Source organism: Corynebacterium sp. HMSC05D03 (assembly GCF_001807205.1).
Lineage (GTDB): Bacteria > Actinomycetota > Actinomycetes > Mycobacteriales > Mycobacteriaceae > Corynebacterium > Corynebacterium aurimucosum.
Genome location: NZ_KV788174.1, coordinates 16,185 through 30,526, shown reverse-complemented (window position 1 = coordinate 30,526; position 14,342 = coordinate 16,185). Strand labels below are relative to the sequence as shown.

The following is a 14,342-nucleotide window of genomic DNA, read 5'->3' as shown; positions in this document are numbered from 1 at the left end:
GCCCGCCAGCGCGGTGGGTTTAACCCAGTCCCCCGACAAGGAAAGGACGCCACCGCAACCTCGTGCTCACTCTCTTTTGCGCCTTGGTCGTAGCATCCATCGCCGCTCCATTCCTCATTTTCTACCTTGGCCGCCGCGCCTTCGGGCTCTTGGCAATCGCCCCTGCGGTCGGCTTCTTCTGGGTACTCCAGCAGCTCACTACTGGCACGCTACGCAACGGCAACCAGCTGGCTTATGACCTCAACTGGATGCCAGCCGCGCACCTCAATATCAGCTTCCGCATGGACGCGCTTTCCGCGTTATTCAGCCTCATCATCTTGGGAGTAGGCGCGCTGGTATTGCTTTATTGCTGGGGCTATTTCGACCATCCTCGGCGCCGCCTTGCCCTCTTCGGTGGCCAGATGGTGGGCTTTGCCACGGCCATGTATGGCCTGGTCATTTCCGATAATTTCCTGCTGCTCTACGTCTTCTGGGAAATCACCTCCCTGCTGTCTTTTCTCTTGGTGAGCTATTACGGCGAGCGCGCCTCGTCGCGTCGATCAGCGCAGCAGGCGCTCATGGTGACCGTTCTAGGCGGCCTCGCCATGCTGGTCGGTATCACCCTCCTCGGCCGCCAGACCGGCGCGTGGTCTTTCAGCGGTATCGCCGCCACCGAAGACCTCGCCAACACCCCCTACCTCACCGTGGCGATCGTGCTGATTCTCTGCGGTGCGCTCTCCAAGTCCGCCATCGCCCCGGCCCACTTCTGGCTGCCCGGCGCCATGGCCGCGCCGACCCCAGTCTCGGCTTACCTGCACTCCGCAGCGATGGTGAAGGCCGGTATCTACCTCGTCGCGCGCCTCGCTCCCTCGGTGCATGACATTCCTACCTGGCACCTCGTGGTCATCCCCCTGGGCGCCTTCACCATGCTGCTCGGCGGCTGGATGGCGCTCAAGCAGCGTGACCTGAAGCTGGTTTTGGCTTATGGCACCGTCTCACAGCTGGGTTTTATCACCGCCATCATCGCCATCGGATCCCGCGAGGCCATGCAGGCAGGACTGGCGCTAACGTTCGCGCATTCCCTCTTCAAGGCAGCGCTCTTCATGATCGTCGGTGCTATCGACCATTCGACGGGAACGAGGGACATCGACAAGCTTGCGGGCCTGGGCAGGAAGAGCCCCGCGCTGTATGTCCTAGCTATCCTCCCCGCGATGTCCATGGCGGGCATTCCACCGCTGCTGGGCTTCGTGTCCAAGGAAGCCACGCTGGAAGCCATCATGGGCGAGGAGCTGCTCGTCGGCATGCCGCGCAACATGCTACTCGTTGCCGTCGTCGTCGGCTCCGCGCTGACGATGGCCTATGCCCTGCGCTTCTTGTGGGGCGCGTTCTCCTCCAAGGGGCAGGAAGAGCCTTCGGAGGCAGTGGCACACATGCACCACATCGGCCCCTTCCTGTGGATCCCGCCGACGGTGCTGACCTTGCTCACCATCTTCTTTGGCCTGCGGCCGCTGCCGCTATCCCACGGCATCACGCAGCACCTGGACAACACTTTTGGGACGGAGCAGGCTTCCGAACTAGCCCTATGGCATGGCTTCACCATCGCGCTGCTGCTTTCCGTGGTCATTGTCGCCGCCGGTTTCCTCCTGCACTGGCAGCGCCAGGCGCTCACGAAGGCCCAGTTCACCTACCCGGCCCTGGGCTCGGCAGATGATTCCTACGACGCCGTGATCAACGCCCTACGCCAGCTCTCCCTGCGCATCACCGCCTCCACCCAGCGCGGTTCGCTGCAGTTCAACCTCACGGTCATTTTCGCTACGCTCATGGTGCTGCCCATCGTCATGCTCATCAACGGTGATATCACCAACGTGCACATGATCGTGGCTGAGAACCCTTGGCAGGCCATCGCTGCGGTGATCATCATCATCGCTGCTGTCGCAGCCACCGTGCTGGATAACCGCCTCTCGGGCGTCATCCTCGTCGGCGTGACCGGCTACGCCTTGTCTTTCATCTTCGCGCTACAGGGCGCACCGGACCTGGCGCTAACGCAGCTCCTTGTGGAGACCATCATCATGGTGCTCTTCATGCTGGTACTGCGCCGTATGCCGGCCAATACCGAGTGGAAGCAGGAGCCCAAAACCGGTCGCTTGCGCGCCTGGCTGGCAGTCGGCGTGGGCCTGGCCGTCACCGTGATCGGTATGTTCGCTATCAACGCCCGGCGCGAGGAACCCATCTCGCAGTACATGCCGGAGTTGGCCAAGGAGATTGGCCACGGCGCCAACACGGTCAACGTCCTGCTCGTGGACCTGCGTGCGTGGGATACCTTTGGCGAGATCACGGTGCTCGTCATTGCCGCAACGGGCATTGCCTCGTTGATTTTCCGCACGCAAAGCTTTACCCGTGCCTCCCGCCGCCCGACCTTGCAGGTCACCGGGCGCCGCTGGCTGGCTGCAGGCGTGGAATCGGAGAAGGCGCTCAACCGTTCGCTCATGGTGGACGTGAGCACCCGTATTCTCTTCCCCTCGATGATGGTGCTGTCCCTGTACTTCTTCTTCGGCGGCCACAACGCCCCTGGCGGCGGTTTTGCTGGCGGCCTCGTGGCAGCCTTGGCGCTGATTCTGCGCTACCTAGCTGGCGGCCGCGAGGAGCTCGAGGAGGCGCTGCCACTCGACGGCGGCCGCACCATGGCGGTAGGCCTGCTGTTCTCCCTCAGCGCCGTCATCACCCCGATGCTCCTGGGCTATCCACCACTGACCTCTGGGTACACGAAGATCGGCGTACCGCTCATCGGTGATGTTTCCTTGCCGTCGGCGCTCATTTTCGACGCCGGTGTCTACCTCATCGTCGTCGGTCTCACGCTCTATGTCTTGTCTTCCTTGGGTGCCAAGCTCGATGAGGAAGAAGAGATGCGTAAGCAGCGCGCCCGCGACCGCGCCCGTTCCCTGTCACGCCGGGCGAAAGAGAAAGAAACCACTGCCACCGCAGAGAAAGGACACGCCTAATGGATGCCAACCTCATGCTCCTGCTCGCTGCGGGCGTGCTCTGCGGCGCCGGGGTGTACTTATTGCTAGACCGCGCCATGACCAAGATGCTGCTCGGCATCTTGCTGCTGGGCAATGGCGCGAACCTCTTCATGCTCATGGCTGGCGGCAAGGCGGGCTCACCGCCAATCGACGGCCGGACCTCCTTGCCCTATGGCGAGGACATCGCCGATCCACTGGCCCAGGCGATGATCCTCACGGCCATCGTCATTTCGATGGCACTGACCGGCTTCATCCTCACCTTGGCCTACCGCCAATATCGCTACCGCACCGCGGACGTGATTGAGGATGACACCGAGGACGCCGCCATCGCGGCGATTGCCTCGCGCCCAGGCAACGCCTCGGCCGCCCCCGACCACGACGCTTCCAATGACCCGACCACCGGCCGTAACACCAAGGAAGGCGATAAGTTTGGCCCAGAGTTCTTCGAGGCTCCCGTGAAGGAGGCCACCGATGAGTGAGACCATCTCGCCCCTGGTGGATCTGTTGCTGCCGTATATCAGCTACCTGATCCCCCTCCCGATCATCATCCCGGCTTTGGCCGCCGCCCTGGCGATGCTCTTTGCGCGCAATGCGCATGCGCAGCGTCGCATCGCCTTCTTCTCGCTGCTCACGCTCGCGACGGTGAACGCCGCGCTGATTTTCATCGCGGATACCACCGGAATTCAGACCGTGCAGGTGGGCGGCTGGGACGCACCGGTGGGTATCACGCTCGTGGCGGACCGTTTGTCCACGGTCATGCTCTTTACCTCCTCCGTCGTCCTGTTCTCCGTCATGTGGTACGCCATTTCACAGGGCGTGCGCGACGGCACTAAGGACGAGCCGGTGGCGACCTTCCTGCCCACCTACATGTTGCTAACCATGGGCGTGAACGTGTCCTTCCTGGCCGGTGACTTGTTCAACCTCTACGTGGGCTTCGAAATCTTCCTCGTGGCCTCCTATGTGCTGCTGACCCTCGGCGCCTCGCCCGCGCGCGTGCGGGCCGGCGTGGGCTACGTCATGGTCTCCATGGCCTCCTCGCTCATCTTCGTACTGGCCTTGGCTTATATCTACGCCACGGTGGGCACGATGAACATGGCCCAGATTGGCATCCGGATGGAGGATATCCCGGCGGGCACCCGCTCCGCAGTGTTCGCCGTGCTGCTCATTGCCTTTGGCATTAAGGCGGCCGTCTTCCCGTTGGATGCCTGGCTGCCGGACTCCTACCCCACCGCACCGTCCCTCGTCACCGCGGTCTTCGCGGGCCTGCTCACCAAGGTTGGTGTCTACGCCATCATTCGCGCGCGTACCTCAATCTTCACCGATGGAGGGCTGGATGGCCTGCTCATGTGGGTCGCATTGGCCACGATGCTCGTGGGTATTTTGGGTGCTATCGCCCAATCGGATATCAAGCGATTGCTGTCCTTCACGCTGGTCAGCCATATCGGCTATATGATCTTCGGCGTTGCCCTCGGAACCGCGCAGGGATTGTCGGGCGCCATTTTCTACGCCGTGCACCACATTCTGGTGCAGACCGCGCTCTTCCTCGTGGTGGGCCTCATCGAACGCCAAGCCGGTACCTCCTCGCTGCGGCGCTTGGGCTCGCTGATCTACACCGCACCGCTCATCGCTATTTTGTACTTCATCCCAGCCATGAACCTGGGTGGCATCCCGCCCTTTTCCGGCTTCCTGGGCAAAATCATGCTGCTCCAAGCTGGCGCGAACGAGGGCTCGTGGATGTCCTGGGTCCTCATCGGCGGTGCGGTGGTCACCTCCCTGCTCACCTTGTATGTCATGGTGCTCGTCTGGGCCAAGGGCTTCCTGCGTGACCGCGGCGATGCCCCCGAGGGCAACCTCGCCATGGTGCGTCCTTCCCCGCTGGGAGAGGTCACCGAATACGTCGAACTGGCAGATCGCGATGATGTCGGCCGCGTGCCCTTCGGCATGCTGGCCTCCACGTCCCTACTCGTCATCGCTTCGGTGTCGATGTCCTTCCTGGCGGGCCCCATCTCCGGTGTCACCACCCGCGCGGCCACCTCGGCGCAGGATGATTCCATCTACCGTTATGCCGTGCTGGGTGATTCCGCCGAGGCCCCGACGCGCCACCTAGACCCCGCCGAGCGCTACGAGGAGGGCGCGGATTCCCGCAAGAACCGGAGCGAGCCCATCCCGGATCCGGAGCCGGTGGCGCCGACAACGAGGACGTCGCCAAGCGCCACGCCCGCTCTGCCCACCACCGTGCGCAAGGATGAAAAGGAGGTATCGCGATGAGATTTGCCGGGATTAAGCACCGCTTCCGGCCCTGGTTCATGGTGTGGATCATCGTCATGTGGTGCATGCTCATGGGCGAAGTCACCGTGGCGAACCTGGCAGGCGGGCTGCTTGCCAGCCTGTTCATCGTCTTCGCGCTACCGCTGCCGGCCATGCCCGTGGCAGGAATTTCGGTGAGCTGGGGCAAGCTTTTCATCTTCATGGCGCAGTGGTTTGTGGAGCTAATGGAAGCTTCCCTCAAGGTTGGCTGGCTGGCGGTGCGCCCGCAGGAAGTGCCGAAGACCGCAATTGTGAAGTTGCCGATGCGCGTGGAGAACGAGTTCGTTCTCGCGCTGGCGGTGAGCTTGTATAACCTGCAGCCGGGCGGCACGGTGTCCGATATCGATATTGCCAACCGCATGCTCACCATCCATCTCCTCAACGCTGACTCTGAGGAACACTTGGAGCGGGAGATCGCGGCGGTGCGCAAGCTGGAAGCCGATATGATTGCCATCTTCGAAAGGAGCCACCCCTGATGGATACTGACGTGTATAACATCCTGCTCACTGTGGCCGCGGGCTTCCTCGTGGTGGCCTTCCTCATCACCACGTGGCGCATCGTCATCGGCCCCAACTCGCTCGACCGGCTCATCGCCATGGACGGGCTCGTGGCCATGTTCCAATGCGCCCTGGCCACCTATATCTGTTGGACCTTGGACACCACAGTCTCCAACGCGATGCTGGTCGTGGCGCTCCTCGGATTCATTTCGACGGTCTCCGTTACTCGCTTCAGGAAGAGGGATTCATGAGTTACGCACTGATTGCCGATGTCCTCTCCATCATCCTCATCCTCGTCGGCTCGATACTCATTCTGGCGGCCGCGATTGGAGTGGCACGGTTTGGGGACACGATGGCGCGCGTGCATGCCATCGCTAAACCACAGACCACAGGGCTCATTTTCACCATTCTGGGCGCCATCATCAAGGTGACGGGTTCGGAGAGCTTCAGCGTGGCTGAGCGCGGCGACTTGGGCATCCTGGTGCTGCTTGTCCTTTTCGCCATGATCACCAGCCCGGTGACCGCACAAAGAACCACGCGTATCGCTCGCCGCGAGGGCCTGTACGGCACGCCGGATTCGATGCTGCGCAACGAGGCCCCCGCCGCGCGTTCCCTGCGCCGAAAGTAAGGACACGGGCCCCTTCTCCCAGGAAATGAGGGAGCATTAATATAGGCTGCAAAAGGCAATAATAGGTGCTCATTCGAGGAGAGTCGACGTGAAGAAGCTGCAAGGCGTACCAACGATATGCGCTGTCCTCGCACTGGGCATCGCTGTGATGGTGTACAAGTTCAGCCAATACGATGGACCCCACTCCTTCACCTACATCCTCCCCTTCGACCTCTCCATCTACCGCATGGCGGGCGAGGACCTCAACGCGGGCGGCCTGCTTTACGACGCCCCCTATATCTTCCAATTCCCCTTCACCTACCCGCCGTTCGCGGGCCTGCTGTTCAAGGTTTTGCCCTTCTTCAGCAAGGGTGCGCTGACCATTATCTGGCCCTCGCTCATGTTCCTAGCGGTGCTGGCGATCGTCGTCATGATCTTCCGCGAGCGGGGCGTGAAGATGACCCCGGCCGCGGTACTCGTCGCCGTGCTGCTCACCGCGCTCACCCCGGCGAATGAGGCGATGCACGGGTCGCTGTACTACGGGCAGGTCAACGTCTTCTTGATGCTGCTCGTGGCCTTGGATTTCCTGCCGCTTAAGCGCCGCCTGCCGGGCGTAGGAATTGGACTGGCCGCGGGCATCAAGCTGACCCCGGCCTATATGGGGTTGGCTTTGCTCTTTGAGAAGCGCTGGTGGGCCGCCGCGGGGGCGGTCATCACTTTCTTGGTCACGGTGGTCCTTGGCTTCCTCTTCGTGCCGGACGCGATGGATTTCTGGACCGATGCCATGTTCAATTCTTCCCGCGTGGGCGAGCATGCCAACCCCGGAGCAAAGTCGCTGCGCTCGCTTATGTTCCGCGAGCTCGGCATCGATGGCGGCATCTGGTGGCTGTTGGCGGTCATCGTGGTCTTCGCGCTTACCTGCCTGGCGCTGCGCACCGCATACCTGCGCGGCAACCGTACCGCGGCCTTCGCGCTAACGGGCCTGAGCACCTGCTTGGTCTCCCCCTTCTCGTGGTACCACCACTTCGTGTGGACCATCCCCTTCGTGGTCATGGTCTTCGTATCAGTCAACCAGGCGCTAACTGCTCGGCTATCCGGGAAGTTCGGCGAGCAGCTCGCCGGCCTTGCCTCCGTGGCGGCCCTGTTCGTGGTGTCGCTGCCCTTCATGTCGGTCCCGGTGTGGTTCACCATGTCCACGGCCAACCTCGACGCGATCGAATCCTTCCAGCCGTGGGCGACCTCGCTGTGGACGCTGTCTTGTATCGCCTTTATCGCCGTCTACGCCGTGTGGGGCTTCGTCGCGCCGCGCAAGCGTGCCGTGGAGAAGAGCTAGGGGCGGTTCGCCAGGTCTTGACAAGGTACGTTTTCGTAAATAGTGGCTCGAAAACTCGTGTTCTACAAGGCTTATTTACCAATCTGTACCTTCGCCCCCTAGGGCTTAGCCCTCAGCGAGCGGCAAGAGCTGCTCCATCTCATCCGCGGTGGCCTTGACCACCTTCTGCCAGCTGCCGGTCTCCTCATACAAGCGGCGTTGGCGCTCATAGCCCGCACCAGAATCGATGATCTCCTGCACCAGCTGCAGCTCCCGGGCACAGCCTAGTTCTTCTGAGAGCGGGGCCAGCTCCACCAACAGATCCGCCAGCTCATCTTTGATCCAGCGCTCATCGGTCTCGCGCGAGGTGATGACCAGCGCGTCCATGCCATAGCGCGCACCGCGCCACTTGTTCTCCGCCACGTGCCACGGCTGGAGGGTTGGCAGCTTTTCGCCCGCATCGATCATGCGGTCATAGTGCACCACCAGGCAGTGCGTGAGCGCCACGATGGCGGAGAGCTCGCGGAGATTGGAGGCGGCATCGGAAATGCGCACCTCCACGGTTCCCCACTTCGAGGCCGGGCGGACATCGAAGTGCATCGAGCCCGTGTGGTTGATAACTCCCGAAATCGCCTGGTCCCGCATGTAGGACTGCCACTGCGCCCAGTTTTCAAATTGGTAGGGCATACCCGCTGTGGGCAGCTGTTGGTAGAGCATCGTGCGGTTGGAGGCGTAACCGGTATCGAGTCCCTCCCACCCCGGCGAGCACGCGGAGATGGCCAGCAGGTGGGGGTATTTGGTCATCAGCGCATTGATGATGGGCCACACGCGCTCCTCGTGGCTAATGCCAACGTGCACGTGCGTGCCCCACAGCAGCATCTGCTGGCCCCAGTACTGGGTGCGGTTGATGATTTCGGAGTAGCTCTCCTTCGCGGAGACGGGGTTCTTCCGGAAGTCCGTGAAGGGGTGCCCGCCCGAGGCCCAGAGGCGCACATCCATGGAATTGGCCGCTTCACGCACTGCGCTGAGCGACGTCTGCAAGTCCCCCATCGCCTCCGGCACCGTCCGGCATACCCCGGTCACCAGCTCCACCGTGTTCTGGAGGAATTCCTTTTCCAAGTGGACGTCGGGGTGAGCAGCGTGTACGCGGTCAATCAGCTCCGCACCACGCGGCACGAGGTCCCAGGTCACTGGGTCAACGAGGGCGACTTCCCACTCCACGCCCAGGGTGGGTTCGGGCGAGCGGGCGAAGTTCTCTTCCGGAATGTTCACCCGTTCATCCTATCCACCAACAGGGTGAATTTAATAAGTTTTTATTCCCTAGGCCTGGGGAACGGCGAGGACCACGACGACGGCATCGCCCTTGGTGTAATCCCCGGTCAGCTCAGCCGGGTAAGGCGCAATGGCTTCCGCCGGAACGTTGCCGCCGTAGTACTGGGCGGCGACTTCCTTGGCCAGGTTCTCGGCGGCGGCATCACCCTGCGGGAAGAAGATGGTGGTCTGCGGTGCGACGAGGACGTCACCGCTGATGTTGCCTACCTCAGCCACCTTGACCTTTTCGGTCTTGAGGCGCTCTGCCTCGTCAGCGGCGTAGTTGGCGCGGCCGGAGTTGTTGAAAACGTTGACGGGGATCTCCGCCTGCGGGCGGTCAGAGTTGCCTACGGCGGCGCCCGCCTCAGCGTTCTCTTCGCGGTTCTCCTTGCGCTCCGCGCCGGCCTGGTCAGCGTTCTCCGAGTCGGCGTCGGCATCAGCCGGGCGCTCGTGCTCGGCGGCGTCCTTGTTCTTGTCGGCTTCGCCCTCCGCACCGCCGGTAGCAGCATCGCCTTCAACGCCACCGGTGGCGGGACCGGAGACGGCGGCGTCGTTGGCGGGCGCATCCTGCGCGGTGTCCTCGGAACCATCCGAGGTCATGGCGTAGAGAGCCCACATGCCGAGCATGACGGCCACGGCGATGAGCACCATGGCAACACCACGCAGCGGGAGCTTGCTAGCGGAGGCCGGGGCGGCGGCAGCCGAATCGGAATCGGCGGCGTGGCGCGCGCGGTCAGCGGACGAGGCAGATTTTTCCGAATTCACATTAGTCACACTGGCAACTCTAGTATCTATGGGCCTCAGTCCGGTGCATTGTCGTGTGCGGCGCGCCGGACGTCCTCGCGGGCGTCGCGAAGCCGGCGCAAACGCGTCACCAACAACGGGTAGGAAGCATGCGCGGCGGGGTTATCAAGGAGCACGTTAAGGCGTTGGTGATAGCGCACCGGAGTAATATCCAGCTGCGCACGGATGGCCTCCTCCTTGGCGCCGATATCGCGCGGGGCGTGGGACTCGAACTCCAAAATCGCGGCGTCTAGGTCTGACAGGGAATGCATGCTTAAACTGTATTCCATGACTATTCGTCCCATCGTTATCCACGGCGACCCGGTCCTCCACAACCCCACCGAGCCGGTCACCGAGCCCATCGACTCCCCCGAGCTACAGGAGCTCATCGCAGACATGCACGAAACCATGGATGCCGCGCACGGTGTCGGCCTGGCCGCAAACCAGATCGGCGTGAACAAGCGCCTCTTTGTCTACCACTGCCCCGACACCGACGGGCCAGATGGCACCGAGCTTCCCGAAGGCGGCATGCGGCGCGGCTGCGTGATCAACCCGGTGCTGGAAACCTCCGAGATCCCGGAGACCATGCCGGCTGACGACGGCTCCGAGGACGAAGGCTGCCTCTCCGTTCCGGGCGAGGGCTTCCCCACCGGCCGCGCTGACTGGGCGCGTGTGACCGGCAAGAATGAAAAGGGCGAGGACATCTCCATCGAGGGCTATGGTTTCTTCGCGCGCATGCTGCAGCACGAAACCGGCCACCTCGACGGCTTCGTCTACACCGACGTGCTCACCGGCCGCTACAAGCGCCAGGCCAAGAAGGCTATTAAGCGCAACGGCTGGACCGAGGCCGGGCTTACCTGGCTGCCAGGCGAGGACGAAGATCCCTTCGGGCACGACGACTAATGTCCCGCATCTTCCGCTCCGATTCCGTCCAGGTGGGCGAGCGCGTGGTGGCCCGGCGCGATTTCGGCGGCGTGCACAGTGATGTCATCGGCCACGTGCTCAGCCTGGAGCCGCTGGTCATCCGCCCCCAGGAAGTCGGCGGCTACCCCTCTTCGCTCGACGCAGTGGAGATCCCGCCAGAGCAGCTCAAGATCATTAAACGCCTCTCCCCGCGCACCGTCCGCAACTCCGATATCCGCGCCGTCGAGGTAGCCACCGCGGCTGCCTTCCCGGGCAAGGAGCACACGTGGACCTCCGATGGGCAGTGGCTCATGCGCGCGGGCGATGGCGTGACGGGCCGCTCAAACTCCGCGATTCCGCTGGGCCCTTCCGCGGGATTTCTGCCGGTACCGATGGAGGAGATCGACGCGTTTTATGCGCGCCACGATCTTCCTGTGCGCTTGGCCATCCCGGAGCGCATCGGCGCCTCCGCAGAAAAGCTCGTGGCGGCCGAACCCGAAGCCTGGGAGCTCGAGCCGGAAATCCTAGTGATGGTGCGTGATGTGACGGATCTCCCAGAACCGGAAGAGGTCACCTTCCGCATCGACGAGCAGCCCGATTCCGAGTGGCTCGACCTCTATCACTTCCGCGGTCAAGCTTTGCCGCCTTTAGCTTTGGAGTACCTGCGAAGCCACATCGAGGGAACGATGGGCTTCGGGCGCCTCCTCTCCCCTACGGGCGAAACCATCGCTATTACGCGCGGCACCCTAACGGAATCCGGGGACGGCACCGTGTGGCTGGGTTACTCCGCCGTGGAAGTGGCCGAAGGTTGGCGCCGCAAAGGATTGGGCACCGCCTTGGGCGCGCACATGCTGGCCTGGGGCAAGGCCCAGGGTGCGGAAAAGGCCTACCTGCAGGTCGTGGCAGGAAACACGGCTGGGATCCGGCTCTATGAGAAGCTCGGCTTCCTCGAGCAGCACCGCCACCGTTACGCCCGCCGCCTGCCTCAAGTACCCTAAACCACATGCGCATCGCTACCTGGAACATCAACTCCGTTCGCACCCGCGCTCAGCGCGCGGTGGATCTGCTGGCCAAGCACGACATCGACGTGCTCTGCCTGCAAGAAACCAAGGTGGCGGATGCGAAGTTCCCCCGCGAGCCTTTCGAGGAAGCCGGCTACCACGTCACCTGCCACGGGCTGAACCAGTGGAATGGCGTGGCCATCCTGTCCAAGGAAGAACCGGAAGAGGTCCAGACCTTCTTCCCCGGTCAGCCTGGGTTCCACAAGGACCCCACTAAGGAGCAGGCGCGCGAGGCCCGGGCGCTATCGGCCCGCATCCGCGGGATTGAGATGTGGTCCCTCTACGTTCCCAACGGGCGCGACATCACGGACCGGCACTTCGACTACAAACTGGACTTCCTCTACTCTTTGGCGCGCTATGCGGAGACTCGGGCGCAGTCGAAACTCTTGCTCACGGGTGACTTCAACATCGCGCCGCGGGATGAGGATGTCTGGGATATGTCGCTCTTCCGCGGCAAGACGCACGTCACCGAGCCGGAGCGCGCCGCCTTCCAGATGCTGGAGGAGTCCGGGCTGGTGGAAGTCACCCGCCGCTTCACTAAGGAGGAGCGCTGGACCTACTTTGATTACAAGTCTCTGCGCTTCCAGAAGAACGAGGGCATGCGCATCGATTTCCAGCTGGCCAGCGAAACCCTCGCACGCCTCGTCCAAGGAGCGCAGGTGGACATGGTTGAACGCGCCGGCGACAAGACCTCCGACCACGTTCCACTGATCGCGGATTTCGATGTCCCCGATTTCGCGTCAGTGCGCTAACCTGCCATGAACCTCAACATCGATCTCTCCGTCTGGCAGTTTGTACTGCTGCTTATTGATTACGGCATCAAAATCATCGCCATCGGCGTCGTTCCCGAAGGCCGCCGCCCCTCCAGCTCCACTGCCTGGCTGCTGGCCATTCTTGTGCTGCCCATCGTGGGTCTGCCGTTGTTCTTGCTCATGGGCTCGCCCTATATCAACCGCCGGCGCCACCGCATCCAGCAGGAGGCCAACGCGCTGCTTAGCGACGTCACCGCCTCCACACCCAACCACCCCTCGGGCCGCCTCTCTCCGGAGGTGGAATCCCTCATCCAGCTCAATCGCAACCTCACCGGCCACCCAGCTCTCATTGGCCACAACAAAGGCCTGCATGCCTCCTATGAGGAAGCCATCCTGGCCATGGCTCGAGCGGTGGACCGCGCTGAGAAATACGTGCTCATTGAAATCTACATTCAGTCCTGGGATGAGGTGACCGATGTTTTCTTCCAGTCCCTGGCACGTGCCCGCGAGCGCGGAGTAGAGGTCAAACTGCTGCTAGACCAGATCGGCAGTTTGAAGTACAAGGGCTACTTCACGCTGGGCAAACGCCTCACCGAGATTGACGTCGACTGGCGGCTCATGCTTCCGCTGCAGCTGCACAAAGGCCGCTTCCGCCGCCCGGATTTGCGCAACCACCGCAAGATCGTGGTCATTGACGGCCACACGGGCTTCTTGGGCTCGATGAACATGATCAAGCGTGAATACAAGACCAAGGACCGCGCATGGATCGACTACATGGTCGAGATGACCGGCCCTGTGGTGACGTCCTTGGCCTCGGTGTTCGCGGTGGATTGGTACCTGGAATCCGAAGAGCAGCTGTCCTTGGATATGCAGCCCTATGACGACGCCATGACGGCCGACTCCAACCACCTCCAGTTGGTCCCCTCCGGCCCCGGTTACACCACGGAACCCAACCTGCGCATGTTTAATTCGGTGGTGCACCACGCCAAGGAGAAGCTCATTCTCTGCTCGCCCTACTTCATCCCGGACGAGTCCCTCTTGGAGGCGGTCACCACCGCGTGCTACCGCGACGTTGAGGTAGAGCTCTTGGTGTCCGCGAAGGCAGACCAGTTCATGGTCAACCACGCGCAGTCCTCCTACTACCAGGCACTGTTGGAGGCTGGCGTGCGGATCTTTCAATTCCCCGAGCCCTTCGTGCTGCACTCCAAGTTCATTCTTGCGGACCCGAACCTGCCGGAGCGCGACTCCTTGTGCATGTTTGGTTCCTCCAACATGGATATGCGCTCCTTCGGTCTCAACTATGAATCGACCATGTTGGTGGCCAAGGGCGACCTCATCGATGACTTCACCCAGTTGGCCAGCAACTACAAGAAGGTCTGCCACGAGCTCACCCTCGAGGAGTGGAACGAGCGCGGCCTGCTGCGCCGCTACGTGGACAACGTCATGCGCCTGACCTCCGCCCTGCAGTAGGGGATGCATGGGGACCCGCACGTGGTTCCAGTCAAAAGGCTCCAGTCAGGTGGTTCCAGTCAAACGGTTCCTCTGGGGGCAAACAAACCTTCTACGAGGCGGTAGATGGTTCGTTTGGGGGCAAACGAACCATCTGACTAGAACCATCTCTGAGGATGGCAAGAGCCCCGCCCTGGTGTACTCGCCGCGCACGTGGCGCGCGCCGCAAGACATCCGACGAAGGCATCTAGTAAATGGCATCTCCCAGAAGGCATCTCTCAAAAGGTGTTTTTGGTGCTAAAAACGCCATCTAGGACCCGCAAAAGGCGTTTTTAGAGGAAAAGACGCCTTTCGACTGATG

General features: G+C 62.4%; 14 protein-coding genes. 11 read left to right on the top strand and 3 right to left on the bottom strand.

Annotated features, from left to right (window positions below):
- Window positions 1-62: 62 nt before the first annotated feature.
- The 7 genes from HMPREF3147_RS05855 to HMPREF3147_RS05825 all read left to right on the top strand — a co-directional run bounded on the left by HMPREF3147_RS05855 (window position 63) and on the right by HMPREF3147_RS05825 (window position 7,743).
- Window positions 63-2,978 carry a Na+/H+ antiporter subunit A gene (locus HMPREF3147_RS05855; protein WP_070445826.1) on the top strand — a complete coding sequence of 972 codons (2,916 nt, stop codon included), beginning with the start codon at window positions 63-65 and terminating at the stop codon, window positions 2,976-2,978.
- Window positions 2,978-3,478, top strand: a complete 501-nt coding sequence (locus HMPREF3147_RS05850; RefSeq protein WP_070445823.1) for a Na(+)/H(+) antiporter subunit C — start codon at window positions 2,978-2,980, stop codon at window positions 3,476-3,478. The genes HMPREF3147_RS05855 and HMPREF3147_RS05850 overlap by 1 nt, the downstream gene beginning before the upstream one ends.
- A complete protein-coding gene (locus tag HMPREF3147_RS05845; RefSeq protein WP_070445820.1) occupies window positions 3,471-5,267 on the top strand; it encodes a Na+/H+ antiporter subunit D in 1,797 nt (598 codons plus the stop codon). Before HMPREF3147_RS05850 ends, HMPREF3147_RS05845 begins: the two co-directional genes overlap by 8 nt.
- A complete protein-coding gene (locus tag HMPREF3147_RS05840; RefSeq protein ID WP_070445817.1) occupies window positions 5,264-5,782 on the top strand; it encodes a Na+/H+ antiporter subunit E in 519 nt (172 codons plus the stop codon). The genes HMPREF3147_RS05845 and HMPREF3147_RS05840 overlap by 4 nt, the downstream gene beginning before the upstream one ends.
- Entirely contained in the window at window positions 5,782-6,054 is a 273-nt protein-coding gene (locus HMPREF3147_RS05835) for a monovalent cation/H+ antiporter complex subunit F (protein ID WP_010188770.1), read from the top strand. Before HMPREF3147_RS05840 ends, HMPREF3147_RS05835 begins: the two co-directional genes overlap by 1 nt.
- On the top strand, window positions 6,051-6,431 hold the full coding sequence (locus tag HMPREF3147_RS05830) for a monovalent cation/H(+) antiporter subunit G (protein ID WP_070445814.1): 381 nt from the start codon (window positions 6,051-6,053) through the stop codon (window positions 6,429-6,431). The genes HMPREF3147_RS05835 and HMPREF3147_RS05830 overlap by 4 nt, the downstream gene beginning before the upstream one ends.
- 88 nt (window positions 6,432-6,519) lie before the next feature.
- Complete coding sequence (locus HMPREF3147_RS05825) at window positions 6,520-7,743, top strand: glycosyltransferase 87 family protein (RefSeq protein ID WP_070445811.1); 1,224 nt, start codon at window positions 6,520-6,522, stop codon at window positions 7,741-7,743.
- Window positions 7,744-7,848: 105 nt separating this feature from the next.
- Here the strand turns inward: HMPREF3147_RS05825 and HMPREF3147_RS05820 are convergent, their stop codons facing one another.
- Genes HMPREF3147_RS05820 through HMPREF3147_RS05810 form a run of 3 tightly spaced genes read right to left on the bottom strand, consistent with a single transcriptional unit; the run spans window position 7,849 to window position 10,088 of the window.
- Window positions 7,849-8,994 carry a glutamate--cysteine ligase gene (locus HMPREF3147_RS05820; RefSeq protein ID WP_070445807.1) on the bottom strand — a complete coding sequence of 382 codons (1,146 nt, stop codon included), beginning with the start codon at window positions 8,992-8,994 and terminating at the stop codon, window positions 7,849-7,851.
- Between the two features lie 48 nt (window positions 8,995-9,042).
- Window positions 9,043-9,807 carry a LytR C-terminal domain-containing protein gene (locus HMPREF3147_RS05815; RefSeq protein WP_070445804.1) on the bottom strand — a complete coding sequence of 255 codons (765 nt, stop codon included), beginning with the start codon at window positions 9,805-9,807 and terminating at the stop codon, window positions 9,043-9,045.
- Between the two features lie 26 nt (window positions 9,808-9,833).
- Window positions 9,834-10,088, bottom strand: coding sequence for a DUF3263 domain-containing protein (locus tag HMPREF3147_RS05810; RefSeq protein ID WP_070445801.1), 255 nt, complete (start codon window positions 10,086-10,088; stop codon window positions 9,834-9,836).
- A 16-nt stretch (window positions 10,089-10,104) separates the two neighbouring features.
- Here HMPREF3147_RS05810 and HMPREF3147_RS05805 point away from each other — a divergent pair, with 16 nt between their 5' ends.
- Genes HMPREF3147_RS05805 through HMPREF3147_RS05790 form a run of 4 tightly spaced genes read left to right on the top strand, consistent with a single transcriptional unit; the run spans window position 10,105 to window position 14,002 of the window.
- Window positions 10,105-10,719 carry a peptide deformylase gene (locus tag HMPREF3147_RS05805; RefSeq protein WP_070446058.1) on the top strand — a complete coding sequence of 205 codons (615 nt, stop codon included), beginning with the start codon at window positions 10,105-10,107 and terminating at the stop codon, window positions 10,717-10,719.
- Window positions 10,719-11,717 carry an N-acetylglutamate synthase, CG3035 family gene (locus tag HMPREF3147_RS05800; RefSeq protein ID WP_070445798.1) on the top strand — a complete coding sequence of 333 codons (999 nt, stop codon included), beginning with the start codon at window positions 10,719-10,721 and terminating at the stop codon, window positions 11,715-11,717. The genes HMPREF3147_RS05805 and HMPREF3147_RS05800 overlap by 1 nt, the downstream gene beginning before the upstream one ends.
- A 5-nt stretch (window positions 11,718-11,722) precedes the next feature.
- Entirely contained in the window at window positions 11,723-12,532 is an 810-nt protein-coding gene (locus tag HMPREF3147_RS05795; RefSeq protein WP_070445795.1) for an exodeoxyribonuclease III, read from the top strand.
- 6 nt (window positions 12,533-12,538) lie between these two features.
- Window positions 12,539-14,002 carry a phospholipase D-like domain-containing protein gene (locus HMPREF3147_RS05790; RefSeq protein ID WP_070445792.1) on the top strand — a complete coding sequence of 488 codons (1,464 nt, stop codon included), beginning with the start codon at window positions 12,539-12,541 and terminating at the stop codon, window positions 14,000-14,002.
- The last annotated feature ends 340 nt before the right edge of the window (window positions 14,003-14,342 follow it).

What these genes read in the sequence shown, in the direction of transcription:
- HMPREF3147_RS05850 (WP_070445823.1), top strand. Translation starts at nt 2,978, where the DNA reads ATGGATGCCAACCTCATGCTCCTGCTCGCTGCGGGCGTGCTCTGCGGC.
- HMPREF3147_RS05845 (WP_070445820.1), top strand. Translation starts at nt 3,471, where the DNA reads ATGAGTGAGACCATCTCGCCCCTGGTGGATCTGTTGCTGCCGTATATC.
- HMPREF3147_RS05840 (WP_070445817.1), top strand. Translation starts at nt 5,264, where the DNA reads ATGAGATTTGCCGGGATTAAGCACCGCTTCCGGCCCTGGTTCATGGTG.
- HMPREF3147_RS05835 (WP_010188770.1), top strand. Translation starts at nt 5,782, where the DNA reads ATGGATACTGACGTGTATAACATCCTGCTCACTGTGGCCGCGGGCTTC.
- HMPREF3147_RS05830 (WP_070445814.1), top strand. Translation starts at nt 6,051, where the DNA reads ATGAGTTACGCACTGATTGCCGATGTCCTCTCCATCATCCTCATCCTC.
- HMPREF3147_RS05810 (WP_070445801.1), bottom strand. Translation starts at nt 10,088, where the DNA reads ATGCATTCCCTGTCAGACCTAGACGCCGCGATTTTGGAGTTCGAGTCC.
- HMPREF3147_RS05805 (WP_070446058.1), top strand. Translation starts at nt 10,105, where the DNA reads ATGACTATTCGTCCCATCGTTATCCACGGCGACCCGGTCCTCCACAAC.
- HMPREF3147_RS05800 (WP_070445798.1), top strand. Translation starts at nt 10,719, where the DNA reads ATGTCCCGCATCTTCCGCTCCGATTCCGTCCAGGTGGGCGAGCGCGTG.
- HMPREF3147_RS05795 (WP_070445795.1), top strand. Translation starts at nt 11,723, where the DNA reads ATGCGCATCGCTACCTGGAACATCAACTCCGTTCGCACCCGCGCTCAG.
- HMPREF3147_RS05790 (WP_070445792.1), top strand. Translation starts at nt 12,539, where the DNA reads ATGAACCTCAACATCGATCTCTCCGTCTGGCAGTTTGTACTGCTGCTT.